23 protein-coding genes are annotated in these 26,552 nt (G+C 42.5%); 10 read left to right on the top strand and 13 right to left on the bottom strand.

Going from position 1 to position 26,552, the window contains the following annotated elements; genetic code table 11:
• Positions 1-104 precede the first annotated feature (104 nt).
• From CXF80_RS04440 to CXF80_RS04420, 5 genes are all read right to left on the bottom strand, one after another.
• Positions 105-2,174, bottom strand: a complete 2,070-nt coding sequence (locus CXF80_RS04440) for a M13 family metallopeptidase (protein WP_101031618.1) — start codon at positions 2,172-2,174, stop codon at positions 105-107.
• 336 nt (positions 2,175-2,510) lie between these two features.
• On the bottom strand, positions 2,511-3,107 hold the full coding sequence (locus CXF80_RS04435) for a PqiC family protein (RefSeq protein WP_101031616.1): 597 nt from the start codon (positions 3,105-3,107) through the stop codon (positions 2,511-2,513).
• Positions 3,108-3,111: 4 nt separating this feature from the next.
• The gene (locus CXF80_RS04430) at positions 3,112-4,095 is read right to left on the bottom strand and encodes an MlaD family protein (protein WP_101031614.1); all 984 of its coding nucleotides are present in this window, start codon (positions 4,093-4,095) and stop codon (positions 3,112-3,114) included.
• Positions 4,092-4,859: an ABC transporter ATP-binding protein gene (locus CXF80_RS04425; protein ID WP_232772039.1), complete on the bottom strand. Its 768-nt coding sequence runs from the start codon at positions 4,857-4,859 to the stop codon at positions 4,092-4,094. Before CXF80_RS04425 ends, CXF80_RS04430 begins: the two co-directional genes overlap by 4 nt.
• Entirely contained in the window at positions 4,859-5,971 is a 1,113-nt protein-coding gene (locus tag CXF80_RS04420) for an MlaE family ABC transporter permease (RefSeq protein WP_101031609.1), read from the bottom strand. The genes CXF80_RS04425 and CXF80_RS04420 overlap by 1 nt, the downstream gene beginning before the upstream one ends.
• 309 nt (positions 5,972-6,280) lie before the next feature.
• On the opposite strand from CXF80_RS04420, the gene CXF80_RS04415 reads away from it, so the two are divergent.
• The 3 genes from CXF80_RS04415 to CXF80_RS04400 all read left to right on the top strand — a co-directional run bounded on the left by CXF80_RS04415 (position 6,281) and on the right by CXF80_RS04400 (position 8,911).
• Positions 6,281-6,688: a LexA family protein gene (locus CXF80_RS04415; RefSeq protein WP_101031607.1), complete on the top strand. Its 408-nt coding sequence runs from the start codon at positions 6,281-6,283 to the stop codon at positions 6,686-6,688.
• An 11-nt stretch (positions 6,689-6,699) separates the two neighbouring features.
• Positions 6,700-7,956: a Y-family DNA polymerase gene (locus CXF80_RS04410; RefSeq protein WP_101031605.1), complete on the top strand. Its 1,257-nt coding sequence runs from the start codon at positions 6,700-6,702 to the stop codon at positions 7,954-7,956.
• 409 nt (positions 7,957-8,365) lie between these two features.
• Positions 8,366-8,911, top strand: a complete 546-nt coding sequence (locus CXF80_RS04400) for a NifB/NifX family molybdenum-iron cluster-binding protein (protein ID WP_101031603.1) — start codon at positions 8,366-8,368, stop codon at positions 8,909-8,911.
• Between the two features lie 26 nt (positions 8,912-8,937).
• Here CXF80_RS04400 and CXF80_RS04395 read toward each other — a convergent pair whose 3' ends face one another.
• Positions 8,938-10,260 (bottom strand): sigma-54 interaction domain-containing protein, encoded by a 1,323-nt coding sequence (locus CXF80_RS04395; protein WP_232772038.1) that lies wholly within the window; start codon positions 10,258-10,260, stop codon positions 8,938-8,940.
• 293 nt (positions 10,261-10,553) lie between these two features.
• Between CXF80_RS04395 and CXF80_RS04390 the strand changes: the two genes are divergently transcribed.
• Positions 10,554-11,204: a Tll0287-like domain-containing protein gene (locus CXF80_RS04390; RefSeq protein WP_101031601.1), complete on the top strand. Its 651-nt coding sequence runs from the start codon at positions 10,554-10,556 to the stop codon at positions 11,202-11,204.
• 282 nt (positions 11,205-11,486) lie between these two features.
• Positions 11,487-12,356 (top strand): MBL fold metallo-hydrolase, encoded by an 870-nt coding sequence (locus tag CXF80_RS04385; protein ID WP_101031599.1) that lies wholly within the window; start codon positions 11,487-11,489, stop codon positions 12,354-12,356.
• A gap of 95 nt (positions 12,357-12,451) precedes the next feature.
• On the opposite strand, the gene CXF80_RS04380 is transcribed toward CXF80_RS04385, so the two are convergent.
• From CXF80_RS04380 to CXF80_RS04360, 5 genes are all read right to left on the bottom strand, one after another.
• Complete coding sequence (locus CXF80_RS04380) at positions 12,452-12,856, bottom strand: rhodanese-like domain-containing protein (protein ID WP_101031597.1); 405 nt, start codon at positions 12,854-12,856, stop codon at positions 12,452-12,454.
• Between the two features lie 15 nt (positions 12,857-12,871).
• Positions 12,872-13,621: a sulfite exporter TauE/SafE family protein gene (locus CXF80_RS04375; protein ID WP_198554729.1), complete on the bottom strand. Its 750-nt coding sequence runs from the start codon at positions 13,619-13,621 to the stop codon at positions 12,872-12,874.
• Between the two features lie 17 nt (positions 13,622-13,638).
• On the bottom strand, positions 13,639-14,508 hold the full coding sequence (locus CXF80_RS04370) for an MBL fold metallo-hydrolase (RefSeq protein ID WP_101031595.1): 870 nt from the start codon (positions 14,506-14,508) through the stop codon (positions 13,639-13,641).
• Positions 14,509-14,565: 57 nt separating this feature from the next.
• The gene (locus tag CXF80_RS04365) at positions 14,566-15,207 is read right to left on the bottom strand and encodes a peroxiredoxin (protein ID WP_101031593.1); all 642 of its coding nucleotides are present in this window, start codon (positions 15,205-15,207) and stop codon (positions 14,566-14,568) included.
• A gap of 671 nt (positions 15,208-15,878) precedes the next feature.
• Positions 15,879-16,475 (bottom strand): response regulator transcription factor, encoded by a 597-nt coding sequence (locus CXF80_RS04360; protein ID WP_101031591.1) that lies wholly within the window; start codon positions 16,473-16,475, stop codon positions 15,879-15,881.
• Positions 16,476-16,653: 178 nt separating this feature from the next.
• Here CXF80_RS04360 and CXF80_RS04355 point away from each other — a divergent pair, with 178 nt between their 5' ends.
• The 5 genes from CXF80_RS04355 (at position 16,654) to CXF80_RS04335 (ending at position 23,789) form a co-directional block, all read left to right on the top strand.
• On the top strand, positions 16,654-18,510 hold the full coding sequence (locus tag CXF80_RS04355; protein ID WP_101031589.1) for a sensor histidine kinase: 1,857 nt from the start codon (positions 16,654-16,656) through the stop codon (positions 18,508-18,510).
• 250 nt (positions 18,511-18,760) lie between these two features.
• Entirely contained in the window at positions 18,761-21,043 is a 2,283-nt protein-coding gene (gene phsA / locus CXF80_RS04350; protein WP_101031587.1) for a thiosulfate reductase PhsA, read from the top strand.
• 28 nt (positions 21,044-21,071) lie between these two features.
• Positions 21,072-21,644, top strand: a complete 573-nt coding sequence (locus CXF80_RS04345) for a 4Fe-4S dicluster domain-containing protein (RefSeq protein ID WP_101031585.1) — start codon at positions 21,072-21,074, stop codon at positions 21,642-21,644.
• Positions 21,641-22,582: an NrfD/PsrC family molybdoenzyme membrane anchor subunit gene (gene nrfD / locus CXF80_RS04340; RefSeq protein ID WP_101031583.1), complete on the top strand. Its 942-nt coding sequence runs from the start codon at positions 21,641-21,643 to the stop codon at positions 22,580-22,582. Before CXF80_RS04345 ends, nrfD begins: the two co-directional genes overlap by 4 nt.
• Before the next feature lie 286 nt (positions 22,583-22,868).
• Entirely contained in the window at positions 22,869-23,789 is a 921-nt protein-coding gene (locus tag CXF80_RS04335) for a LysR family transcriptional regulator (protein WP_101031581.1), read from the top strand.
• A 53-nt stretch (positions 23,790-23,842) separates the two neighbouring features.
• On the opposite strand, the gene CXF80_RS04330 is transcribed toward CXF80_RS04335, so the two are convergent.
• Both CXF80_RS04330 and CXF80_RS04325 read right to left on the bottom strand, forming a co-directional pair.
• On the bottom strand, positions 23,843-24,763 hold the full coding sequence (locus tag CXF80_RS04330) for a YjjW family glycine radical enzyme activase (protein ID WP_101031579.1): 921 nt from the start codon (positions 24,761-24,763) through the stop codon (positions 23,843-23,845).
• Positions 24,756-26,321 (bottom strand): YjjI family glycine radical enzyme, encoded by a 1,566-nt coding sequence (locus CXF80_RS04325; protein WP_101031577.1) that lies wholly within the window; start codon positions 26,319-26,321, stop codon positions 24,756-24,758. The genes CXF80_RS04330 and CXF80_RS04325 overlap by 8 nt, the downstream gene beginning before the upstream one ends.
• Positions 26,322-26,552: the final 231 nt, after the last annotated feature.

The raw sequence follows: 26,552 nt of genomic DNA, 5'->3' as shown, positions 1-26,552 counted from the left end.
AGTGTGATAATAAAAGGCCAGTCAGTAACTGACTGGCCTTTTTGTATTGTGACGGATGCTTGTTGCAACCGAGGCACGTTATTGCAGTTATTTACGTACTCAAACTACCAAATACGTACCCGTTGATCTTCAGGCAAGTACAACTTGTCATCTGGTTTAACATCAAAAGCTTTGTACCACGCATCGTGGTTACGTGGGGCGAGGGCGCGGTAACGACCGGGTGCATGAGTGCCTGCACGTAACTGAGTTAACATGCTTTGCTCGGTGCGTTTTTCTTTCCACACTTGAGCCCAGGCTAAAAAGAAGCGTTGATCGCCTGTAACGCCATCAATGACTGGGGCTTCTTTACCGTTTAAGCTTAACTTGTAAGCATGGTAAGCCATTGCGATGCCTCCCACGTCGCCGATGTTTTCACCTAGGCTGTTACGTCCGTTGACAAAGTTTTCTGGAATGGGCTCATATTTGCTGTATTGCTCAGCAAGCTTATCGGCTTTGGCATCAAAGGCGGCACGGTCTTCATCGGTCCACCAGTTACGTTGAATGCCATTCGCATCTGACTTAGAGCCTTGATCATCAAAACCATGACCCATTTCGTGACCAATTACTGCACCAATACTGCCATAGTTAACCGCGGCATCTGCGTTGGGATCAAAAAAGGGTGGTTGTAAAATAGCCGCAGGAAACACAATCTCATTAAATGAGCTGTTGTAATATGCATTCACCGTTTGCGGGGTCATACCCCAACGATTACGGTCGGTTTTTTGCAGTTCTTTCGCTACGCTGTCGGCTTGGAAGTATTGGCGTAAATTTTTAATGTCACCCACTAAATCATTTTTAGTTAGGGTTAAGCCATCAAATTGTTGCCATACATCTGGATAACCAATTTTAGGGTTAAATGCTGCTAGCTTAGCATGAGCATTAACTTTCGTATCATCGCCCATCCACTCTAAACCATCAATACGCTGACCCAATGCAGTGCGTAAGTTTTCGACTAATTCGGCCATTTGCTTTTTAGACGACTCAGGGAAATAACGCGATACAAACACTTTACCAATCGCAAAGCCTAATGATTGGGTGCCTGACATTTCTTCTACCGCGCGTTTCCAGCGAGGACGAGGTTGCTCTTGGCCAGTTAATTCTTTGCCATAAAAAGCAAAGTTAGTATTGAAAATGTCTTCTGACAGTAACCCTGCGTTATTAGTGACGGTGTGGAAGGTCAGATAGTCTTGCCATACGCTTAATGGCTGTTGGTTTATCAAGCCAATCATAGCCTTAACTGGCTCAGGCTCAGAGATATTGAGTTGTGGTACTTGGTAACCCGTTTGCGCAAAGTATAAATCCCAGTCAAATCCTGGGTATTGCTGAGCAAGATCTTCGCGTTTAACTTGGTTTAAGGTTAAGTCGCGATCACGGCGTTTTTCTCTAGGCCATTGGGCTTGTGCTATTTTAGTTTCGAGCACAAGAATGGCCTGGGCACGTTTTTCGCCGTCATTTATGCCAGCAAAAGCCAGCATTTTAGCGATATGATCCACATAAGCTTTGCGGATATTCACAAAGCGCTCACTCTCTTCTAAGTAGTATGAACGATCAGGTAAACCTAAACCTCCGGCACCGAGAGTCATTTCATATTGATTAGGATCTAAACGGTTAAACCACATGCCTCCGTCAATCGGTGATGATGCACCGGTAAGCCAAGCCTCGCCGAAGACTTTAGTTAAGTCTTGAGTTGAGTTTATCGCGGCAATTTGATCTAAGGTGCCTTTAATGGGCGTGATACCTAACTTATTGATGGTCTCGGTATCCATATAGGCATGATAAAAATCAGCAATTAATTGCTCTTCTGCAGTTAAGTCACTGCGACTGGCAATATCATCAACAATCGCTTTGACTTGATGTTCACTGCGCTCAGCCAACGCATTAAAGGCGCCATAACGGGTTTTGTCGGCTGGCATGACAAAGTTGTCGTACCAAGTGCCACTTGAATACATAAAAAAGTCATCGCCAGGTTTAACCGCTTCATTACGCGCGGCTAAGTCTACCCCAAAAGTACCTAACTCTGCTTGAGCTGGTGCAGGTGAGGTCACGGTTGCAAGTTTAGTGTTATTTGTATCAGATACGCCACAACCCGTTAATAGTGCCGTTGTTAATCCAATCGCAATTAAGGATCTATTCATTGTTATCGTTTTCCTTAGCCAATGTGTTGACAGAATTATTTGCCAGGTTATCTTGAAAGATTGACAAAAAATGTCAATATTTGAATTGTTAGCAAATTTTAGTGACTGCAATATGAACATGGTTTTCACGCTTCAATAGCCAGCATGATGACGCTGATGGATAAGATATAAGCGCTGACAATATTATCGGTGCCTCGCTAACGCTAACTAACCTCAGGTTATCTTTTGTTTCGTTGCATAGGTGATCCAGCGGCTACATACCATGCAATGAGTGACGTTGTCACAGCCTATTACTTTTTAATCAGAACTTAGTTAACCAGATCGTCATGCGGTCGCTTAATTAGGCAGTCGTTGCAGCGATTTATCCATTTCCTGAGCCAATTGAGCTAATAAATAGCTGTACGCGTTAACCAATTCAGCGGCTGTTGAGCCTGCCTCAGTCGTCGCCGCAAAATGTTGTCGTTCTATATGACGGTTTGATCGGATATCTATTAGTTCCCAATTAGTCTTTATGCTGGCGTTTATGCCATCACGGTTGAGGCTGATGATTTTAATTTTTATGCTGTATTGAGGACGGTTATCTGCTCGCCAAGGAAACAATATCAAGTTACGACTGCGATCGCCTTGGCTAAGGTTAAGACGAATGACCCGACTAATGCCTTGGTCTAGTGGTTCAGCCCAATAGCTATTGGTGAATCTTTGCAAACTGCCATCTTCCCGCTGGTACACCACCTGAGTAAAGTTAAGATACTCAGCAATCTCGACTGGCCCAATACCAATATCACGATCTAAGCGTGTACTGCCCGCTTCAATTTGGCTGGGGATAGCCGTGAGCACAAAATACTGTTTCGTGGGTGAGCTTTGGCAGCCAAAAAGCAGACTAAGCGCAAGTAGGCAGGCTCCCCAATGAATTGACCACGACCCAAATTTCATGACGTTATTCTCCTAAAGGTATGGTTTTTTTGCCGCGGATGATGGCCTCAGGCTGTTCATCTAAGGTTTCGCTCAAACTGCGTAGTGATCGCGCGGCGCGGTGAATTTCTTCTAGTGTGTTATCTAACTTGATTAATAGCGGCGAATCTTGAGCAAGTGAATTACCCGCTTGGGATGTGAGCTGATTAATGCTTAATAATGTCTCGCGTAATGCCGTCAAACTGTGGTCAAGTGATTGAATAATCTTAGGTTCATCTTGGTTCAATTGGACAAGTAGATTATCCAGTTTGACCAGAACTTCAGCACTATGTTGTCCTAACGTAGCCTGAGTCGTATCGATGTGAACAGCGGTGTTTTTGACTGCGTTAGCCGCACTGTCAAAGCTTTCCAGTGCCTGTTGTATTTGTCCGCTGGCAGCTATGTCGCTGAGTTGTTGGGCCAAATTATCAACATTATTGACTAAGCTTTTAAGGTTCAAAGATTGCAAATCTTTTGACAAGGATTCGAAATCAGTTTCTATGGTTGGCAGCTCTAATATGGCGTTGTTTCCACCATGAAACTGAGGCAAAGTACTGGGATAAAAATCTAACTCAACATAGAGGAGTCCAGTTAATAAACTCTGATAATTCAACTGGGCACGTAAACCGTTATCGATGGCGTGGAAGAAAAACTCTTCGCCCACTTGAATACCCTTTAGATTGATGCGTTTCAACAACAAATTAGCATGAACAGCGGCGGTAATACCTTGGCTATTGTTATTGGGGAAATCGATACTGATATCGCTTATTTCACCGATCACTACCCCTTTTAACTTCACCGGGGCGCCCACCTGAAGCCCTTGGATTGAGTTGTTGAAAAACATCACTACGGGGGCTTTTTCGGCAAATATCCGTCCTCCAGAAAAGAATAACAGTGCAATAAACACTAAGATAATAGCGCCCAGAATAAAGGCACCAATCGCAAGAGGAAGTCGCTGGCTTTTACTCATGATGCCTCCACTTTGTCAGCACGATTGAGAAATTGTCGCACCCGAGGTTGGCTGCTGTTAAGTTTTAATTCTCTCGGATCGCCACAGTCGAGCATGGTATTGGTTTGATTATCCAGATACACACAGCGGGTGCCGATTGACAATATACTGGGCAGCTCGTGCGACACGATAATTACGGTCGAATCGAGTGCTTGGCAGATTTGCACTATTAAATGATCTAAGCGCATGCAACTAATGGGGTCTAATCCTGCAGAGGGTTCATCAAAAAACAACAATTGTGGATCCAGTGCAATCGCGCGCGCCAACCCTGCGCGTTTGTGCATGCCGCCACTTAACTCGGCAGGATAAAATTTCTCGAACCCGGCTAAGCCAACTAATGCAAGTTTATAGGCCACGGCTTCAGCGATTTGCCGCTCCGAAAGGTCGGTATACAGTTGCAGCGGTAAAGCGACATTATCAGCAAGTGACATACTGGAAAACAACGCCCCAGTTTGAAAGGTAATGCCCCAGTCTTTAAGCATAGCCACTTGCGCCGGTTCATCTGCGTCATAAAAGTTTTTACCTTGATAGCGTACTTCACCCTTGAGCGGAGTTAACAGTCCTACCATTGATTTAAGCAAGGTCGTTTTGCCGCAACCACTTCCGCCAATGACAAAAAAGATATCATTCTTGTGAATGTCGAAGGTTAACTGTCGTTGCACTTCGGTAGTGCCATAACCGACACAAAGATTGCGAACACTGATAAAGGCATCATCAACCATCATTAGATCCCTAATTTATCGAACAAAATATTAAGCGCGGCGTCAGAGACCACAAGAAAGACAATCGCCTTAACCACAGCGTTGGTGGTGGCTAAACCAACGGCATTAGAATCTCGACCGCAAAGAAGGCCTGCCTGACAACCCGCTATAGCAATCAGAAAGCCAAAAATGAGGCTTTTTATCAAACCGGTGGAAATGTCTACCCAATCGATCGCAATCTGGGTTTGCAAAATATATTGGGTGTAACTTACGCCCATGCCATTGGCAACAATCGCACCGCCGATCATGCCGATCACATCTGAATAAATACACATCAGTGGCATAATAAAAATCAATGCCAATAATCGAGGTAAAACCAGGAATTCCATGGTCGAAATGCCCATTACGCGCAGAGCATCAATTTCTTCATTGACCTGCATTGTGCCTAATTGCGCTGCATAAGCAGCCCCTGTTCTGCCAGCCATGATAACGCCTGTCATGAGCGCGCCCATTTCACGCACCATCCCGATAGCCACTAAATTTGCAACATACACCTGAGCCCCTAATTGCCGCAGCTGTACCGAGCCTAAATAGGCCAATATCATTCCCACAAGCAGGCTAATTAAGGTGACAATAGCCAATCCTTTAGGTCCCGCTTGTTCTATAAAAAACACGATATCACTGCGACGAGTACTGGCTTTGCCTCTGAACCAACGACCCAATGCCAGTGAACTCTCACCAACAAACACTAATCCGTCGTGTACTTGTAAACCTTGCACAATAAGCCAGCTACGTAAGGCTGCTAATAATCCGCCAATGGCACTATCATTGGTTGCTTGATAAACAGGAACGTCGGTAGCAAGTTGTAATAATTGCTGTAATCCTTGTGGGGTGTCTTTTACATTTAAGGCGATTTGTTGTTGTTCACACCAACGTGACAATTGTAATAAGGCAATGGCGAGACTTGAGTCCCAGTGCGACAACTCTGTGGTGATTAATGTGACGGAATGACAAGCAGAGGGTAGCGTAGCGCAAATATCCGCGCCCAGTGGCGCTTGGCCCAATTGCCAATCACCCGTAAGATGCAGTGAACAGTTATCATCTTGCATATCAATATGGAATGTAGCGAGTGTCATACTAGACCCCGAGCAAAGGGAAAAATAATGCTATTGGTTACGCTATACACGAACTAGGTTAATTCTTGTACTGATGATCAGTGTAGACCAATCACTCTGATTATATTTTGACCTTGAACATATTCTTTCATAAACAACAGATAAGGTTGCCGTGTAGCGGCGTCTAAAGTTCAATAAAAACCACTCCAATGCTTGAAGAGCACAGCGCATGGCGCAAGAAAAAATAAATAAACTTGCACCAACTAAATTTAGCGGTAAGATGTACTGTGTTTTTATACAGTACACGTTATAAGTGTGCGAGGTTGTCATATGCGCATTATTCCTATTGCAGCGAGTGCCGGTATTACTGGCTTTGAAAGCCCTGCAGCCGAATACCTTCAATTAGGCTTAAGTCTTGATGAGATATTAATCCAGCATCCCAGTTCGACTTTTCTTGGCTTAGCCCAGGGCGAGTCGATGCAAGGGGTGGGGATCTTCGATGGCGATTTATTGATTGTCGATCGCCATGAAACCGCGAAAAGCGGCGATGTGATTGTGGCTAATTTTAATGGTGAATTTGTGTGTAAAATTCTCGACATGCCACGGCGAATGCTAGTGTCATCGAATGAGCAATATTTACCAGTGACCATCTGCGACTATGATGATTTTAGTATTGAAGGCGTGGTGACCCGCTCAATTCGTTGTCATCGTCAAAGCCCACTGCTTGTAAGCAAATAAGAGTAGGTAAAATGTTTGCCTTAGTCGATGCCAATGCTTTTTATTGCAGTGCTGAACAGGTGTTTCGTCCTGATTGGCGTGGTAGGCCGATGATTGTGCTCAGCAATAATGATGGCTGTATTGTGGCCGCTAATCGACATGCAAAAGAGGCTGGCATTCAAAAGTTTTTACCTTATTTTCAAGTTAAAGCCTTATGCGCCCAGCGCAATGTCATCGTTTGCTCATCTAATTATGAATTGTATGCCGATTTATCGGCAAAGATGATGGCAATAATAGGCCGTTTTGCCCCAGAGCAGCATGTGTATTCGATTGATGAAAGCTTTCTGTCTTTTAAGCATTGTTATCCCGCGATCAAATGCCTGCATACCCAAGGTCAGTTAATCCGCCGCGCGGTTTGGAAAGAAGCGCGCCTACCTGTTTGTGTTGGCATAGCCGAAACCTTGACCTTGGCTAAAATTGCCAATCACGCCGCTAAAAAAATCCAGGGATACCAAGGTGTGTGCGTTATCGAGACTATGCAGCAACGTACCGACATTTTAAAACAGTTGGCGGTTGCAGAAGTATGGGGAATTGGCAGGAAGATGAGTAACAAGCTTGCGTTAATCAATATTCGCAGCGCATTTGATCTCGCCTCTATGCCGCCCAGCCTTGCGAGAAAGCAGTTTAGTATTGAAATAGAGCGTACGGTGCGCGAGCTTAACGGCCAAGTGTGTAAGCAATGGGATGAGGCGAGGGCTGATAAAAAGCAAATTTTCTCCACCCGCAGTGTGGGCGAGCGCATCACCGATTATGAGTCATTATTACAAGCGTTAAGTAAGCATGTTGGTATTGCAGCGCTCAAAGCGCGTCAGCAAGGCTCCCATTGTAAAACCATGTTGCTGTTTGCGAGTAATTCCCCCCATGACGAACAGCCAGTAAGTTATAAAGTCATCGTACATTTTCCATGCCCAACCCATTGCAGCGTTGAGCTCACCAAAGCTATGACCCACGCTGCTCCAAGGCTATTTCGTCAAGGAGTGCGCTATTACAAAATAGGCGTGGGCCTAGTTGATTTAGCCAGCGAGAAGCATTTTCAATTTGATTTATTTAATACCGCTAAGGTCACCCATGCGCTAATGCACACGCTAGATGGCATCAACCAACGCTACGGTCGCGACACTGTGTTTCTGGCCGCACAAGGGATAGAGCAAAAGTGGGCCATGCGCCGTGATTTGCTAACACCTCAATATTCGACCCAATGGAAATGCTTGCCAAAGATAAAATGTTAAGGGGTTTTATTGGTTTTTTTTATTCGTTTTTCATGATTAATGCCACTACAGAGCGAATAATCGCCCCGCTATTTTTATCGCAATAAGGTCAAGGGCACTAATGATTGTCAGTCAGATGTTTAGATAATTGATATCGATATAAATAGTGCAACAGATCACAAACCCTAAATTAAAGTTGGCATATGCCATAAATAAGCGTATATATAGCATATGCCATTAACTGTAGTTTAGTTATACCAAGCGCTAAAATTCAGTTAACTATTTATGGGGCAGCCAAAAGCTATGTTAAGCCTATTTATCCCACCTCTTAACCCGAGTTGAAGTTACTTAAATCTGTGTGTTTTAAATTAATGGACGACTTAACTAATGGTAAAGCGTTGTTAATGCAAAATGCACATGAGGAGAAATAATGATTACCGCCATACCAATGAAAGACGAACATATTTCCAGCCATTTTAGCAAAGCTGATGAGGTGCTCTTTATTGACGATCAAGGTCAAGTGAAAGGGCGTTTTGCCAATCCTGCACTAACAGATGGATGTGAGGGTAAACAACAATTAGTCAGTTTGATACTGGCACATGGCGCTAATCGCGTGATCGTACGTAACATTGGCCAACAACTATTAGCTAAATTATTAAGTCGGCAACTGAGTGTTTTTCACGCTAAAAATGGTCGTACAGCAATAGACGATCTTGCCGGTGCTAATTTAGCTGACTGTGAGGAGTATACCGAGGCAAGTCAGGGACGCCCTTCATCTAAGCATATTGCTAAACAAGCGAACGGTGGTTGTTGTGATCATAATCATGCTGACGGAGAAGCGGGCAGTCACGATGGTCATTGCAGTGGATCTGAAATGGCGACAAAGAAACGTTGCTGCGGATCAGAAATGGGCACAGCAACCGCAACAATGAAAACGTGTTGCAATAAAAAGCATTCACTAATACATCAACATTAATGGTAACTATGGTTGATATTGCGTCATTACAGCGCTGTTAGCTTTAATTCATAGCGCTGTAATTTACGATATAAGGTCCGCACACTAATATTAAGCTTAATGGCTAATTCTGCTGGAGATCCTTGAAATTGCTGACAGACCTGAGAAAGATACGCGTACTCCACGTCATCGAGTGACATGAGTTCCGTTGCCGTTTTTAGTGTATTTTTTTTATCTGTCGATGTGTGGTTAGGTTGAACGCTTTCAGGTAAATCACTGCTGTGGATAATATCTTCGTTGGCAATCAGTGCCGATTGTTCAATAATATTCTTCAGTTCGCGAATATTACCTGGATATGCATAATGACTGAGCAGATTTAATGCGTTAGCCGAAAACCTTTTATGTTTGTATTCAGAGTACTTTATAAAATGATTTACGAGTCCTGGAATATCATCAAGGCGCTCACGCAACGAGGGTAAGTAAATGGGAAATCCTGCAATGCGGTAATACAGATCGCGTCTAAATTCACCTTTTTCAACCAAATCGAGTAAATTCTTATGGCTGGCGCTGACTAATCGAAAGTCGGAACGTTTTTGTTTTAATCCACCCACGGCGCGATAACATTGGGTTTCTAGCAACCTTAGCAGTTTAACTTGCATGTTCATCGGTACATCGCCAATCTCATCAAAGAATACCGTGCCGCCATGGGCTATCTCAATCAGACCTTTTTTGCTGGTGGTTGCCCCGGTAAAGGCTCCTTTCTCGTAACCAAATAACTCACTTTCGAACAGGTTTTCACTCAGGCCGGTACATTCAATAACCACAAAAGGTTTATCATTGCGGCTACTGGCTTGATGCACAGCTTTAGCGACGAGTTCTTTACCGGCACCAGTTTCACCTTGCAATAGCACCGCAATACTGGATTGAGATGCTCGGTTAATTCTGTTGAGCATTTGCTTAAACGGCGCAGATTGACCGACCATGGTGCCTTTTTTAGACTCTGTTGATGCATAATCAATGGCATCTAAAACCTCCAGATATCCCAATACCTTGCCACTGTTATCTTTAATGGGTTTCATTAAAATATCGCAATATGACTTACCGTGTGCAGTGCTATGAATATGTACAGCATTGGCAGCCCTTGCAGTACTCTGGCATTGTTGCAAAGGACACTCTTCACCGTGTTTATCACAAGGCTCATTACTGTGATGAGATATCTGATGGCATTTACTTTGGCCTAATATGACTTGTGTATCATACGTTTCTAAATAGGCTTGATTAACCGCATGTATAACATAATCTGGCGTAATAAATATTGCCGGTTTATCAATCGCGTTTATCATTGATTGCACAACAGTGGTGTTACTCATTTATCACTCTCGCTTACTGTACACATTAATCAGTTAATCTCTAAAGTGACATTATTAGCGCAATATTTGTCACTACAATGCCATATTTGTCAGTTCATAACCTAGCATGTGCTTCTCGCAAATATCAATGAATTTTAAGTGGCTGATTTTATATATTTTAAATTTGTCGGTGTAATATGGCACAAGCTTTGTATTGATCTTGCTATATGTTTTGTGATTGGACTCGGTCATAGGTTTTTTATAACCCTAAATCTCATTGAGATTAAACGATTTTAAATAGAGGAATAACAATAATGCGCTTAACACACAAACACACACAATCATTGATTAAGGCTAGCCAAATGGCCGGCTTAATCATGCTTATGAGCGTCTCGACGGTAGGACAAGCTGAATCATTAACCGAGCAGCAAGTGCTTGAACAACAGGCCAATCAACGAATTGCCGAATTTAGCCAAGCACTGAAAGGTCATTTAAAGACAGCCATTAAGCAAGGTGGATTAACCAACGCAGTGTCGGTGTGCCAAGCGGTAGCACCTGCAATTGCAGCAGAAAACTCAAAAGAGGGCTGGACACTTACCCGGACCAGTTTGCGAGTGCGTAATCCAGCCAATACGCCCGATGCTTGGGAGTTAACACAATTACAGCAATTTGAACGTGTTAATGCTTCAGGACAGCAAGCTGCTGATAAACCCATTGTGGCGAGTGAGTTTATCGTCAAAGATGGCAAAACACAGTTTCGTTATATGAAGGCGATACCAGCGCAACAATTATGCTTAGGTTGTCATGGTAGTAATATTAATCCTGAGCTGAGTACTTTGATTAACAAAACCTATCCTAATGATAAAGCCGTTAACTTTGCCCTCGGTGATATTCGCGGTGCGTTTTCATTACAAAAGGTTATCAGTAATCAAGCCGCATCGGTTACAGCAACAACAAAGCCGTAATCAAAGCTGAAGTAATATAAGCGAAAGACCTAGAAGCGAGGACGCTGCGCGGCTTATAGCAAGAGCCTAGTCGCTTCGCTGCTAGGACGCTTCGCTGCTAGGTGCTAAAGCAAACAGCACAGCGACCCATGCGCTGTTTATGGTGGTGGTTTACGTTAACATGATCCTGCCGTTACGAGTCCTTATCAGTCATTTACGAAATGATGTTAACCATTATTGCTAATATTGACCTGAGACTTTATCTAACAAATACATTGGGTATTTTGTTGGGAGTTAATTGTTATGAGTAAAATCCGCATTGATCCTTTTTATCATCATACTAGTCATGCTATTACCTATGTGGTGACCGATCTTGCTACTCGTCAAAGTGCGATTATTGATCCCGTTTTAGATTTCGATATGGCCTCTGGTACTATAAGTACGTGTTTTGCCGATAACATCATTGATCATATCGATAAGCATGGATTTGAAATTGAATGGATTTTAGAAACTCATGCACATTGCGATCATATGTCTGCGGCGTGTTATATCAAGACCAAACGCGGGGGAACAACGGGGATTGGTGAGCACATTACTCAAGTCCAGCACACCGTTAAAAGATTGCTTAATCTCGATGAGAGCTTTCAGTGCAATGGCGAGCAGTTTGATCAACTGTTTACCGATAAAGAACTCATTAAATTGGGTCATTTAACTATTCACATTATGCATACACCCGGACATACACCTGCTTGTGTGAGCTATCTCATTGAAGATGTGATATTTGTTGGTGACACATTGTCTACGCCAGAATGGGGTACGGTGAATACTGATTTTCCCAATAGCAGCACGACCACCTTGTATCATTCAATTAACAACATATTAGCGTTACCTAATTGTACTCGGGTGTTTATAGGGCATGATCCCCTTGGATACAAACGCCAAGATAATATATTTGAAACATCAGTGATTGCGCAGAAAAGGTATAACTGCGTTGTCGGCGGTAAAGTGACCCTCGCTGAGTTTGTTCAGCGACATCAACAACGCCATATTGATTCTGATATACCGCATCTATTGTTAGCGGCAATCCAAATTAATATTCGAGCAGGTAACATGCCACCAGCAGACCGTAAGGGTAACGCTTACCTTAAAATACCGCTTAACCAGTTGTCATAAATCGATTAGCCATTAGACATCAGCAATCAATAATCAATAATCAGTCAAGATTAATGAGCAATAAACCACAATATGCTGGTTTATGTTGGATGCATTTATGCCTTATGAGGCACTAACGGAAATTCATCTTGTTGCCATTGCATCATGCCACCTGCGACAGACAATGGTTTGCTAAAGCCCATATTCTGTAATGATGCTGCGGCAAGTGCTGAACGACCACCCGTACGGCAAATAAGGTATATGTCTTTTTGAGCTAACTCAGTTAATGCTAATACCCATTCACAGTGATGACTCACCAAAGGATGTTCATGAATTTTCATCTCTAATACGCCACGAGGAAAATTTATCGCACCTTCTATGTGACCTGTCAGAAACTCTTCATGCTCACGAACATCAATGATCACCACATCTGGTTTACTCATCGCGGTATGTAATTCATGAGTACTCACTTCCCTAATATTCACTTTGATTTCACTTATGTATTCTTGAGCTGTTTTCATGTGTACCTCGTGATATTAAATGATAGATTTTGATAACATAAATAGCGCCATCATCACTAAAAAGACGGCAAATATTTTTTGTAAAATGGCTTTGGGTAAATATTGGCTTATCCATTGACCTGCAATACTGCCGACAAGCCCGCCGGCAATCATGATGGCGATAACCGACCAATCAAATTCAAGTCCTTTGTTTGACAGCAAGCTGTAATATTTAACAAAGCCCACCAGTGAATTCATAGCAATAATCACCAAGCTGGTGCCTATTGCCAGCCACATTTCAATACCACCGAGCAAAACCAGTGCTGGGACAATTAAAAATCCACCGCCAACGCCAACAAATCCGGTCACGACACCGACAGCTAAACCTTGTGAGAGGATTTTAATGATATTCAGTTCACCCGCTTTACACCTGCTAGATTGATTACGCCACATCATGACGGCGCCAATGAGCATTAGCATGACAAACACCGTTAGCTGTATGTCGCTGGTGACAAAGGTGCTGGTCCATGCACCTAAATAAGTACCCGCCATGCCGGGTAAACCAAATAAAAATACATGAGGCCAAGAGACCTTTTTTTGCTTAATAAAACCAATACTACTGATTAAACTTATCGCTCCTACGATGCATAATGATGAAGCAATGGCTAACTCGGCTTGCATACCAATAAGGTATAGCAACACCGGAACCGTAAGAATTGAGCCTCCAGAGCCTAAAACACTTAACACGAAACCAATTAATAATGCGCCAATGATTGCTTGTATCATCTTGATTACTCTTAGGCTTAAAGGATATTAATGGGTATTTTTAAATACACAGTGCCGTTGTCTTCAGCCGCTGGTAGTTGCCCTGCGCGAATGTTGACTTGAATCGCTGGCAATATCAGCCTTGGCATGGCTAATGTCGCGTCTCGTTGTTGACGAAGTGCCACAAAATCTGCTTTTTTCATGCTGTCGTTAACATGGATATTGTGTTTTTTTTGTAGGCTTACTTGGGTTTTAAATTGGTGGTCACGGCCCTCGGTCGGGTAGTCATGACACACATAAATATCGGTGGTTTCAGGAAGGCTGAATAATGTCTGAATTGAATCGTATAAGGTATTGGCATCACCACCAGGGAAATCGCATCTGGCGGTACCCACATCAGGCATAAAAATAGTGTCGCCAACAAAAGCCGCTTGCTCATTAACGATATATACTAGATCGGCTGGTGTATGGCCCGGTGTGTGCATAATGCGAATCGTCATATCACCCACTTTTAGGCGGTCATTATGTTTAAATAACCGGTCAAATTGGTTGCCATTAGGCAAAAAACCTGGCTCTAGATTAAAAATCGTTTTAAAGGTGTCTTGTACTTGAGTGATGTGTTCACCAATACCAATTTGGCCCGCTATTTTGTCACGTAGAAAACTGGCGGCAGATAAATGGTCTGCATGAGCGTGGGTTTCTAATATCCATTTAACCGTCAATTTCTGGCGGTTAATCCAATGTAAAACACGTTGCGCACTGCGGGTATCAGTGCGGCCCGATTTATAATCAAAATCTAAAACAGGGTCAATAATCACTGCATATGAGGTCGCATTATCGGCTACGACATAGGTAAATGTTTCACTGTCTTCATCTAAAAACTCATGCACACTAAACGTCGAATTCATCACAAACCTCCTATATAAATGATGCACAAGGACTCGCGCCCCTGTGCTGGTAAAGGCTTAAAGCGACTTTTTACTAAAGTACCAATCTGTGTATTTAAACCCTTGGCTTAAACGGGCCTTGGCTTCTGCTGTGGTGGCTGGTGGGGGGACTATCACGTCATCACCAGGCTGCCAGTTTTCTGGGGTGGCAACGCCATTGGCGTCACTGGTTTGCAATGCTTTGACTAATCGGATAAATTCATCGATAGAGCGGCCATTACTCATTGGGTAATACACCATGGCACGTAAAATACCCTCAGGATCGATAATGAAGGTCGCGCGGACGGCCGCGGTATCACTCGCACCGGGTTGGATCATGCCGTAGGCTTTAGCCACTTCCATTGATAAGTCGGAAATAATAGGGAAGGTAATTTCAACACCGAAGTTTTCTTCAATATTCCGTACCCAAGCGATGTGTGAATGAATACTGTCGATGGATAAACCTAATAATTCGGTATTAAGCTGGGAAAATTCTTCTGCACGTTGGGCAAAACCGATAAACTCTGTAGTACAAACAGGCGTAAAATCAGCCGGATGAGAGAACAATACTAGCCACTTGCCTTTATAGTCAGTGAGTGAACGCATGCCATGTGTGGTCTTGGTATTAAATGCCGGAGCGGGTCGGTTTAATTGTGGAAAAGAAACAATAGAATCAGTCATGTTATTACTCCAAAAAAGTGGTTAAGTTAATCCAAATCTAATCTGTAAAGTAGATTGCGAACATGCTTAGTAATAGCAATAGCTGGGCCAACATCAGTCAGATTAAAATAAAAACAACAATACTTATTAAGCTTATGATTATAAACAGTTTAATGTTTTTATATTTAATTTTAACGTCATAGTTTTATTAAGGAAATCATAAATTGTCATTTTATTGTGTCAAATATGACATAAGCGACAAAACTGACTGTGTTAATTGTCGCTGTGGGTCGAAGAGTATTGCTACAAATGCTATTAGTGGTGAATTGAGGCATGAACAAACAAGGCGTATGCGCGAATATCTTCACTAAAGAGAGCCAGAACAAGCTTAGGGCAGCGTGCAAACGACTCAGAACATCATCTGGTGTAACTTAACATCGCATTTTATGAATTAAAGATAGCATCAGCGAAAGAGAGAAAGTATTGCTGATGCTATTGAATATAATTTAATTAAGTCGACAGGGTTATACAAGGACGTTTGTAACGTTATCTCATATTATCCAAAAACTTGATTTAATAGCGCTGTTGGTTTGCTTGTGTTGCGTTATCGATTATTCACGTAGAACAAATAACCTTTAGTAGTGCAGCTGAAATATCCAGTTAAGTATCCACTAAATAATCAATGAAATTTGCTAGTCGACAAGTAAGGGACTGAATTTGGCTAACTCAGCTGCATTACGTACCTGGAGCTTTTTAATTATTTTTGAACGGTGAACCTCTATGGTTCGCAACGATACAAACAGAATATCTGCCATTTTCTTATTGGTTTTTCCATCAATTAATAGATGTAGCACCTGATTTTCTCTTTCGGTTAGGGTGCTGTAACGTTGCCTTAATTGCATTGCTTCAAATGTGTATTTGCTAGTAGCTAATGCTTTCTCTATTGCACTAACAAGCTCTATTCCTTTTACCGGTTTTTGAAAAAAATCACAGGCACCTTGTCTAAATGCCTGAACCGCCATCGGCAGATCACCATGGCCGGTCAGAAAAATAATCCCTAACGGACTTTTACCTTTGACGAGTGTTTGTTGCAATTCTTGGCCGGTGATTTCCGGCATTTTACTGTCAACAATAAGACAGCCTGGCTGAGATATATCACTATTGGCAAGGAATTGATTAGCTGATGGGTATATTTGTAAGTTGAAACCGTATTGCAAAAGCATAAATTGCATTGAATCAAGGATCGCGAGGTCATCATCAACCATAAAAATATTGTTTAAATTCGGCATTTGGCTATAAGTTATTTAAGCATAAGTTAATTGATTATAAATACAGTGTAATCCTTGTTATAGATTGAGCAAATTGTAGATGAGTTTTTTGTGCGACACGCAACTTTTTTGTTTCTATAACTGCATTAAACTAGCCTTTATTGTGCTGTATTGACATTGATTTAGGTGAAGCTTACTGATGCGTTTTGTACTGTTATTATGGTTTATATTGGTTTTTCTGTTGGTTCATTCAACAGCAACGTTTGCACTGTCTGCCAAAATTGCGCCAGTCGCTCAACAGCAAGCTGCAAATGAAGATCCTGTCCAGGTCCATTACCGTGTTGCGGTATTAGCCAACTATGGTGTGGCTAAAAGCATACAACGCTGGCAGCCATTAATGACCTATTTAACCAAAAGAGTAAAAAACGCCAGTTTTGAAGTGGTGCCCTTAGATTTTAATCATATGAATGATCAGTTACTTAATGGTCAGGTGCAATTTGTCGTCACCAATCCTGGGCATTACTTTAATATGAGTAGTGATTTTCCTATTTCGTGGTTAGCCACAATGAAAAGCAATCAGCATAATGGCAGTACTTTTGCGATTGGGGCGACCATTATTGTTCGCAGTGAAAGTCCATATAAGACTCTTGAAGATTTGTCTGGGCATTCCGTGGTGGCCAGTGACCCTAGTGCATTAGGCGGTTATCAAGCCGCAATAGGGTTAATTAATTCCAAGGCTTATTCGACAAATAACTTTTTCGGTAAAGTGACTTTTCTCGGTTTTCCATTAGAGCCGTTAATTTACCAAGTCCGTGATGGCACCGCGGATATTGCCATTACCCCATTCTGTACTTTAGAGCAGATGGTTAGAGATGGCTACATTAATGCTGCCGATTATAGAGTCATCAATGATGTCACACCAGAAGGTTATGAATGTGCAGTGAGTACGCCTCTATATCCTAATTGGTCGTTTGCCTCGTCAGATGCTGTGCCATTAAAAGTGAGAACCGATATTACTCGCGCATTGCTTTCAGTCAGTGCGACTCATCAAGCTTCAATTGTGGGTCAAAATCGAGGTTGGGCAGCACCCATTAGCCAATTTCAAGTGGTGAAGTTATTTAAAGAACTTGATATAGAGTCCAATAAAATGCCGGTTTATTTACAAGTTTGGCAATGGATTAAACTGAATCAAAAGTGGGGCTTTGGTTTATTAGGTTTATTTGTTATCGCAACAATTTATCACTTATGGCTGGAATATAGGTTTAGACAAAAGAGTGAACATTTATTAAGCAGTGAACGACAATTAAAAAACAAAGCATTGCAATTAGAGCGTTTACAAAGTGCAGCCATTTTGGGCGAGATAGGTGCGGGCTTAGCCCACGAGCTTAACCAACCTATTGCTGCGATAACACAATATAGTGAAGGAGGTATGATTGAGCAGGCCAATAATACTGGGGAAGATTCTAAACAGTATCAGTTGCTCGATAAAATACACCAACAGTCGATTCGTGCCGGTGAAATAGTCCATAGAATAAGAGGCTTGTTGCAACGAAAGAACGCTGAAGCGACCGAGTTTTATGTACACGAACAATTAATGATATGCCTAGAGTTACTCGAGCATGAGTTTAAAATTCATAATATTAAACTCAACACTCAACTCACTAGTACTGACATCAAATTAACCGGCGATAAGGTGGGCTTCTGCCAAGTATTAATTAATGTGTTAAAAAATGCTGTTGATGCCATGTCAGAAAGAGGTTTATCAGCAAAAATCCCTAACCGGATTAGAATTGATTCATATATTGTTGACCATAGATTGAAATTGAAAATTTATGATAACGGTATTGGTTTGAGCTGCTCTGCAGATGATTTTAAAACGAGCTTTTTCTCCACTAAAGAAAACGGTTTAGGCTTAGGTCTCGCCATTTGCAATGATGTCATTATGCAGTTTGGTGGCAAAATAAATTTATCCAAATGTAAAGATGATCCAGATTCAGCTTGGCAAATGGGTTGTCGGGTATTAATCGATATACCGTTAAATAACTCTGCTAATTAGCCTATTAAGAATTCGTCTTCCGCTTTTATATACTCTCGTAATATGTTGCTATCTCTTTAATTGCGCGCTGAAACCGTGATATCAATCAAATGATTATCTTCGATGTGGTTTACCACAATATCCTTAAGTTATTGGTCGGTTAACAATCTGTTTAGCGATGGTGCTTATTAGTTTATAAGTTTTGATAAGTTCCATTAATCATACGTTAACCGTAATAACTTCGCACCTCGTCGAAGGTTAAGAGGCAATCATGATTGAGTTAAATCGGCGTCATTTTTTGAAGGGAGCTGGGGTCAGTGGTGCATCTTGTGCGCTAGCAAGTATTCTTCCTGGTTCACTGGCAGCATTAGAAAAACAACCTCTCAAAGGTGTTTCCTCTGAAGTGGCCAGTATTTGTGAGATGTGTTCCACTCGGTGCCCTATAAAAGCGCGCATAGTTGATGGGAAAAATGTCTTTATTACCGGTAATAAAGAAGCCAAATCATTTGGCGGCAAGGTCTGTGCCAGAGGTGGCGCAGGTCATAGTTTACTTTACGATCCACAGCGGATTGTTAATCCATTGAAGCGTGTTGGTGAACGTGGCGCGGGTGAATGGATTGAGATTTCTTGGGCTGATGCTTATAAAGAAATTGCAACCAAAATGAACCAAATTAAACAACAATATGGTGCGGAAACCATTGCGTTCTCATCTAAGTCTGGTTCGCTTTCTGGTCATATATTTCATCTGGCTGAAGCATTCGGTTCGCCAAACACATTTACCCACGCTTCAACCTGTCCAGGAAGTTATGTGGTGGCCGCTAAGGCGATATTCGGCACTAAAATGAAGCGCGATTTGAGTAATTCTAAATACATTATTAACTTTGGTCATAACCTTTATGAAGGCATCAATATGTCTGAAACCAGAGGAATGATGCAAGCGCAAATGGATAAAGGCGCTAAATTAGTCGTATTCGAACCACGTTTTTCCATTGTGGCCGACAAAGCAGATGAATGGCATGCGATACGTCCTGGTACTGATGTGTCAGTTGCTCTGGCGCTATGTCATGTTTTAATTTATGACAACTTATACGACCGTGATTTTATCGAAAAGTTTGTGGTGGGTTTTGATGAGTTCGCTGCAGAGGTCGAGCAATACACGCCAGAGTGGGCCGAAACTATTTCAGATGTTTCTGCTAGTGCCATTCGCCGTATCGCTCACGAATATGCTAGCCATGCGCCACATGCGGTTGTCGACTTTGGTCATCGCGCTACTTTTACCCCTGAAGAATTCGATATGCGCCGTGCGTTATATGCTGCCAATATATTAATTGGCAACATTGAACGTAAAGGTGGTTTGTACATGGGCAAAAAAGCACCCGGCTACAATAAATTTGCCGGTGAAAATATCGCCCCAGTATTAGCTAAACCGGGTGTTGAAGGTATGCCTAAATCTTCAGCAATTCGTATTGACCAGGTTGAAAAGCAATACGCAATGATGTGGTCTTCAGGGGGAATTTATCAAACCATATTGGATGCAACGTTAGAAGCAAAACCCTATCAACTAAAAGCATGGGTGATGAGTCGCACTAACCCTATGCAGACTCTTACAGACAGGGCCAAAGTAGAGCAAACGCTTAAAGCGTTAGATTTAGTGGTGTCGTGCGATCTTTATATCAGCGAAACCGCAGCCTATGCAGACTATATTTTGCCTGAGTCAACCTACCTTGAACGAGATGAAGAAATACAAGATAAATCAGGTAAAAATCCTGCTTATTATGTGCGCCAACGTGTTGTTGAAACTATTGGAAATACACGCCCAAGCTGGCAAATATTCAAAGAGTTAGGCCAGTCTTTGGGACTTGATAAATTTTATCCTTGGGAAAATATGCAAACGTTGCAATTAATGCAGCTTAATCGTGACCATAGCTTATTGGAAAACATCAAAAAAATGGGTTATGTCAGTTATGGTAAGCCATTGATGCTGCGTGAACCTGAGATGATTGCAGCGTTCGTTAAGGCTTTTCCAAACGCGAGAAGTGTTGATGAAGATGGCAGCTATGCAACGGCAATGAAGTTCAAAACCCCCAGTGGAAAAATTGAATTAACATCGCAAAAAATAGAAGACATGGCACCTGGCCGAGGCGTGATTAAGCATCGAAATGTGCAACTAAAGCAAGCTGACGAGTTTTATTTTATCCAAGGTAAGGTTGCCGTACATACCAACGGCGCAACACATAATGTGCCAATGCTGGCCAACCTTATGTCTAACAACGCAGTTTGGATCCATCCATTAACCGCTGGACGATTAAATATCCACAGTGGCGATGCCATTCAATTAATCAGCAGTGTTGGCAGTGAAGAAGGAACCGCTTTAGTGACTCCGGGCATTCGCCAAGACACGGTATTTGCATACATGGGCTTTGGCTCTAAAAACAAAGAGCTGGTAAGGGCAACAGGAAAAGGTATCCATTGTGGCAATCTGCTTCCGAATGTCATTGCGCCCATTTGTGGCATGAATTTACATACCACTGGTGTCAAGTTGGTAAAAATTTAGCCGGTAAATAATATATTTGGAATCTCCTATGAATAAACGATATGTCATGGTGCATGATGAAAACAAATGCATCGGCTGCCAAGCTTGTAATATAGCTTGTCGAAGTGAAAACAACGTACCCGAGGATGTAACACGCTTGCAGGTTAGGGTGGAAGGGCCTTTTGGTGAAGCTCCTCATCTACATTTTAAATATAATCGCGTGTCCTGCCAGCAATGTGAAAATGCACCGTGTGTCAGTGTTTGCCCAACAGGAGCGGCTTATATTGATGAAAATGGATTAGTGTCCATTCATAATGATAAGTGCGTCGGTTGTCAGTATTGCGTGGCGGCATGTCCCTATAAAGTCCGCTTTATCAATCCAATCACCAAGGCTGCAGACAAGTGTAACTTCTGTAAAGACACTCGCCTAGCCAGAGGTGAGCAACCCGCCTGCGTTACAGCATGTCCAACAGATGCGTTGTATTTTGGTGATGCTAACGATAGTCAAAGTGAGGTTGCACAATTACTTAATACTAAAATAACCTATCAAGAAAAAACTCACTTAGGCACTAAGCCTCGTGTGTATCGTATTCCAACTAAACGAGGAGGGATTGAGTCATGAATAATACATGGGGCGATATGGCGCAATATGATCCGGTGACATGGAACTGGGTTATCGCAGTCTACTTATTTATGGCCGGTTTATCAGCAGGTAGCGTACTCATTGGTATTGGTATGCGTTGGTACAGCCGTGATAAGCAAACTGAAAGTCCAATATTAAAAGCTGCAGCACTAATTGGACCTGTGGCAATCAGTTTAGGTTTAGCTTGCTTGGTGTTTGATTTAACTAAACCGTTTCATTTCTGGCTGATATTAGTTAATTATAACTTCCAGTCTGTTATGGCAATAGGTGTTGCAGCGTTATTGGCATATTCACCACTGGGTATCGCCTATGCGCTAATCGTTCTTAAGGATGATTTACCTAAATGGAAGCTGGGTTTCTTATCCGGCATTGCCGATTTACTAATGCCGTTCCGTAAGATTATTGAAGTCTTGCTATTCATTCTTGCTATTGGGGTTGGCGCATATACTGGCTTTTTAATCTCGGCGATGAATGCTTATCCAATGCTCAACACTGCGGTATTACCTGCACTATTTTTAGTGTCGGGATTATCAGCAGGGGCTGCCGCTAACCTTGTGGTGGCGTTATTGATGTTTAACACCGATACCCATAGCCCTGAAGTTGCCAAAATGCACCGCATTGAGTTACCGGTTATCATTGCTGAAATGATGTTTCTAGTGATGCTGTTTAGCGCACTCTATTTCACTGGCGGTTCAGCCGCTACTGCATTAGCATCGTTAAATACTGGTATTTGGGCAAGCGTGTTTTGGATTGGGGTGGTTGGAATTGGCTTCGCTATTCCATTATTGGCAATGCTATTACCTTCGAGCGCTCGCCATAGTAAAGCGTTAATGTTGACCGTGGCATGTTGTAGTTTGACCGGGGTGTTAGCCCTTCGTCACTTCATTGTCTATGCTGGTCAAAGCTATATTAGTTAGAGAAATACGCTAGCTTAACGTGTAGAAAGTGTGCTTTATTTAACTTCCTCTCGGACTTGTCTGAGAGGAAGTTTTTTATGGGTAATACAAAAACGCTTATTTCAACCGCTATGACTGAAACGTTCGGCTGTTGCTGACGATCTAACCCGTCTTCTGGATGAAATGTAAACCATATCAGTTAGCAATGTGAAGCGGGTCTTGATTGTGGTTGTGTAGCCTATACTGCAGGCTAATTTACGTTTATATTTTGCAAACAAATGCACGACTTATCAGGGGCAATACGCTAATGGATTTGGCTAAACTTTCCCGTATCAGCATGAAACATTTAATCACTTTACATGTGATGCTTGATACCCTCAGTGTAACCGCCAGTGCAGAACGGTTATGCTTAAGCCCATCGTCGGTCAGTAAAACCTTGAGTCAGTTAAGAGAAAGCCTGAATGATGAATTATTCTATCGACATGGCAACTCACTTATTGCCACCCCCTTAGCGCGAAGGTTAGGCCCAAGCGTGCAGCAAATGATCAATGATATAAACCATATCATGAGCCAAGATGTGTTTACTCCTGCCGATTATCAGGGGCGATTTTCACTCGCCATGCGAGAAAGCACCTTTGAACTGCTGGCCGCCAAAATAAGCGCTCATATTCTCAATTTGGCGCCCAATATCCATTTAGATATTTACAGTAAAGACAATATTGGTTTTGACGGGCTACTAAAGGGCTCGTTAGATTTTATCATTTTACCCCATGACCTAAGTCAACCGACTAATATAGACGAAGACTTAAAGTGGGAAACCTTGATAAATGATGAGATGGTTTGCTTAATGAATTCATCACACCCATTAGCTTTGCAGCAAGACATCAGCCTCGATGACTATTTGCATTTCAGTCACATCGGCATCACAGATACCGACCTAAGCACGCCGTATTTTGATATTTTGCTGGCTCAGCAATCCAAAAAGCGCGCCGTACCCATTTCGGTGGCAGACTTTGGCAGTGCAGCGCTAATGTGCCATCACAGTGAACTGTTATTTACGTGCTCGCGCCGTTGGGCGTCAATGGCCAAACAAGCCCAAGGGTTGATCATTAAAACATTACCCATAGATTACGGCAAAGTGGCTTATAGTCTTGTTTGGCATCGCCAGAGTATGAACGACCCTGCGCACCGCTGGTTGTATGAGCAAATATTGCTGTGCAGTCGCTAAGCTGAATTAAATGCGCTTAGTTAAATTAATTAAATTGAATGTGCTCAGTTACATTAAATGTACAAGGTCGGCAAGGCGATATTGCTTACGCCTCGCAGGGTAAGTTGCGACGCTAAGGCTTCGATATCGGCTTGGGTGCATTGCGGCCATGTCGAAGCAACTTGACCGACACCGTGATGGTGAAACGCATTTAACTTAACTCGGGTATCGCTGGGTAGCTGCTGTAAATATGTCGATAGGGCGTTAATCTCCACATCATAATCTGTGATCCCAGGAATGTGTAACAGTCTCACTTCATAAAGCTTATGATGCTGAGCAAGTAACTCAATGGATTTAAATACCGGATGATTATCACGGCCGGTGATGTAATGGTGGGTATCTTGTTGCCATGCTTTTAAATCAACCATAGCGCCATCTAAAAAAGGCAGCAACTTATGCCAACCCGTTGGAGGTAAACTGCCATTGGTGTCGATCATGCAATTAAGATGTGATAAGTGCTCAGATGACTTAATCGCCTTAAACAGCTCAATGACAAAAGGTAATTGTAGGCTGGCTTCACCGCCGCTGACCGTAATACCATCAATAAAATGCCGTTGACTGCTAATGACCTCTAGCATTTTCTCAATGGTATAATGAGACGTTTTGGGCGTCGACTGTTTAGTGCATACCGCAAGACAAGTATCACATTGACTGCACCGCGAGCTGTTCCACACTATATGCGACTTCTCCTTTACCACAGCGCCTTGTAACCCTATTCCATGTGAAAGAGCGTCTTGTGACGCCATGAGTGTCAGTGCTTGCGCAGGGCAATGTTCAACACAATCGCCACAAGCATCACACAAGCTTATCGTGTGAGGATTATGGCAGTTTTTGCATTGATAATTGCAGCCTTGCAGGAAAATTACCAATCTACTGCCAGGGCCATCGACACATGAAAACGGCAATATTTGGCTTACAATGGCGAGTTTACTCATAAACAAGGGGCGACTGTTCGTGAGCAATCACCCGAGCTTGGCGCTGTAATATCCCTGTATTGATAGCAGCCTCGGCGGCTAAGCCCGTGGTGTTGGTACGCGAGCCACATTGCTTAAACGTCTCAATGTCTGAACGTTTTACCATATAGCCAGTCACGCGGACTAAATCATTATTAGCAACATTGGCGGTAAACTCTCTAAAACCTGAGCTAAGAGCGCCTTTACAGAGTTGGAACATAGCTTGAGGATTAGATTTTATAGTTTCATCTATGGTGAGAATATCGCTAATCCCAGCGGTATAATATTGATGATGTTTCGCTAATGCTTGAATATGGCTAATGGGATCGGGCTCTGTACCATAGGGCATACGAACCCCTGGGGTTACGCCTTTATCTAGGCTAATACCGCTTTGAGAATGTAATAATGCTCGGCCTTTGTAGCCATAGGTCACCGGCGTCGATTTGACAATTTTATCTAATGCGGCAGAGATCCTCAGTCCGAGTTCATTTGCTTCAAGCTCATGTCCATAACCGGATTGATTAACACTGTTTGTGGATCCTACGTCGGCTAAATCACGCGTGGGCAAGGCTTGTAAAATATTGACCGCTTCAGCCATACCATAAATCCCAAACATAGGCGCAAACCGTGACTCATCAATGAGCTGTTCTTTAACTAAAAAGCTATCAAAAAAATGTGATTGTTGATGTAAAAAGGCCGAACGCGCTTCAATAAGCTCATACGTGAGCTGACAATAATGAGTTAACGTTTGCTCAAAAAAATCAGCAATGCTGGTGGCTTTTATGGCAACTTGCTTAAGGTTAAGTCGTACTAAGGTGTTGGCGCCGCCAGCTAATGGTAAAGCGTTATAGCAACTGACAATCCCAAAACCACGCTCATCGAACGTTTCGGCATGTAATGGGTAATTAGCAATGTGAGGTTTACTGCACTGACAAATATTGGTGGTGGCGAGCAGTAATAAATCATCTGGGGTGACGGCGGGGTCGTACATAAAGGTTAAATTAGGTGCAATTTGCTGTAACTCGGCATCAATTCGCAATATGGTACGACAAATAATATTATCGGTCGGACCTATATTCACATGCATAAACGCATCGGGTAAGGTTCTATCGAGTAAAATCCAAAAGCGTTTTAGTTTGCGATAGATAGCATCGTCATCAAGCCCTAGGGTAAAAGGCATTAATAACCCATCCAATTGGCCTAAGTACACCGGAATATTGGTCACCGACGGCACATGGTGATAAAGAATGGTTAATGCATTTAAGGCGTCATCAAAGTCTTCTGCGGGCGAAAGCTCTAAATACTCAGATCCTTGTTGAAGGTATTTAGCATAATCGGGTAACACATAACGCGGCTTAAATGGAGCGTGGCCTTCAAACATATCGCAGATAATGCCGTCCGTCATCGCATTATTGACCTGCTCAGATACCGCTACATAAGGCAGACTGTTTTCAGCTTCTAATGCCAAATAATTCGATTTTTGCTTAGGCGAAAGGTGAGGGTGGCTGACTATTTGAACAATATTATCTTGTAATGCCATGATGAAATTCCACTATTTTTATGAGCAATGATATTAAGACCAATGCTGGTAACCATTGTTGATAACCATTGTTGATAACCACCAATCTACTCAGTGGCGGAGGTTTTTAACAGTGAAAATAGCCGAAGCGGCTATTGATAGAATCGAAATCCGATGATGAAGATCACAAGCTACATTCTAGAATGCTTTATTTTTGCGTAAATATATTAATGCAAGGTAAGCCCTATAGGT

Source organism: Shewanella sp. Actino-trap-3, assembly GCF_002836275.1.
GTDB lineage: Bacteria > Pseudomonadota > Gammaproteobacteria > Enterobacterales > Shewanellaceae > Shewanella > Shewanella psychromarinicola.
Note: the sequence above shows the minus strand (reverse complement) of the source record. Positions and strands in the feature narration are given on the sequence as shown.

Coding starts and splice junctions, on each gene's coding strand:
- CXF80_RS04400 (WP_101031603.1), top strand. CDS start 8,366: ATGATTACCGCCATACCAATGAAAGACGAACATATTTCCAGCCATTTT.
- CXF80_RS04345 (WP_101031585.1), top strand. CDS start 21,072: ATGAATAAACGATATGTCATGGTGCATGATGAAAACAAATGCATCGGC.
- CXF80_RS04420 (WP_101031609.1), bottom strand. CDS start 5,971: ATGACACTCGCTACATTCCATATTGATATGCAAGATGATAACTGTTCA.
- CXF80_RS04375 (WP_198554729.1), bottom strand. CDS start 13,621: ATGATACAAGCAATCATTGGCGCATTATTAATTGGTTTCGTGTTAAGT.
- CXF80_RS04430 (WP_101031614.1), bottom strand. CDS start 4,095: ATGAGTAAAAGCCAGCGACTTCCTCTTGCGATTGGTGCCTTTATTCTG.
- CXF80_RS04355 (WP_101031589.1), top strand. CDS start 16,654: ATGCGTTTTGTACTGTTATTATGGTTTATATTGGTTTTTCTGTTGGTT.
- phsA (WP_101031587.1), top strand. CDS start 18,761: ATGATTGAGTTAAATCGGCGTCATTTTTTGAAGGGAGCTGGGGTCAGT.
- CXF80_RS04435 (WP_101031616.1), bottom strand. CDS start 3,107: ATGAAATTTGGGTCGTGGTCAATTCATTGGGGAGCCTGCCTACTTGCG.
- CXF80_RS04390 (WP_101031601.1), top strand. CDS start 10,554: ATGCGCTTAACACACAAACACACACAATCATTGATTAAGGCTAGCCAA.
- CXF80_RS04330 (WP_101031579.1), bottom strand. CDS start 24,763: ATGAGTAAACTCGCCATTGTAAGCCAAATATTGCCGTTTTCATGTGTC.
- nrfD (WP_101031583.1), top strand. CDS start 21,641: ATGAATAATACATGGGGCGATATGGCGCAATATGATCCGGTGACATGG.
- CXF80_RS04425 (WP_232772039.1), bottom strand. CDS start 4,859: ATGATGGTTGATGATGCCTTTATCAGTGTTCGCAATCTTTGTGTCGGT.
- CXF80_RS04360 (WP_101031591.1), bottom strand. CDS start 16,475: ATGCCGAATTTAAACAATATTTTTATGGTTGATGATGACCTCGCGATC.
- CXF80_RS04385 (WP_101031599.1), top strand. CDS start 11,487: ATGAGTAAAATCCGCATTGATCCTTTTTATCATCATACTAGTCATGCT.
- CXF80_RS04335 (WP_101031581.1), top strand. CDS start 22,869: ATGGATTTGGCTAAACTTTCCCGTATCAGCATGAAACATTTAATCACT.
- CXF80_RS04410 (WP_101031605.1), top strand. CDS start 6,700: ATGTTTGCCTTAGTCGATGCCAATGCTTTTTATTGCAGTGCTGAACAG.
- CXF80_RS04415 (WP_101031607.1), top strand. CDS start 6,281: ATGCGCATTATTCCTATTGCAGCGAGTGCCGGTATTACTGGCTTTGAA.
- CXF80_RS04365 (WP_101031593.1), bottom strand. CDS start 15,207: ATGACTGATTCTATTGTTTCTTTTCCACAATTAAACCGACCCGCTCCG.
- CXF80_RS04395 (WP_232772038.1), bottom strand. CDS start 10,260: ATGAGTAACACCACTGTTGTGCAATCAATGATAAACGCGATTGATAAA.
- CXF80_RS04370 (WP_101031595.1), bottom strand. CDS start 14,508: ATGAATTCGACGTTTAGTGTGCATGAGTTTTTAGATGAAGACAGTGAA.
- CXF80_RS04325 (WP_101031577.1), bottom strand. CDS start 26,321: ATGGCATTACAAGATAATATTGTTCAAATAGTCAGCCACCCTCACCTT.
- CXF80_RS04440 (WP_101031618.1), bottom strand. CDS start 2,174: ATGAATAGATCCTTAATTGCGATTGGATTAACAACGGCACTATTAACG.
- CXF80_RS04380 (WP_101031597.1), bottom strand. CDS start 12,856: ATGAAAACAGCTCAAGAATACATAAGTGAAATCAAAGTGAATATTAGG.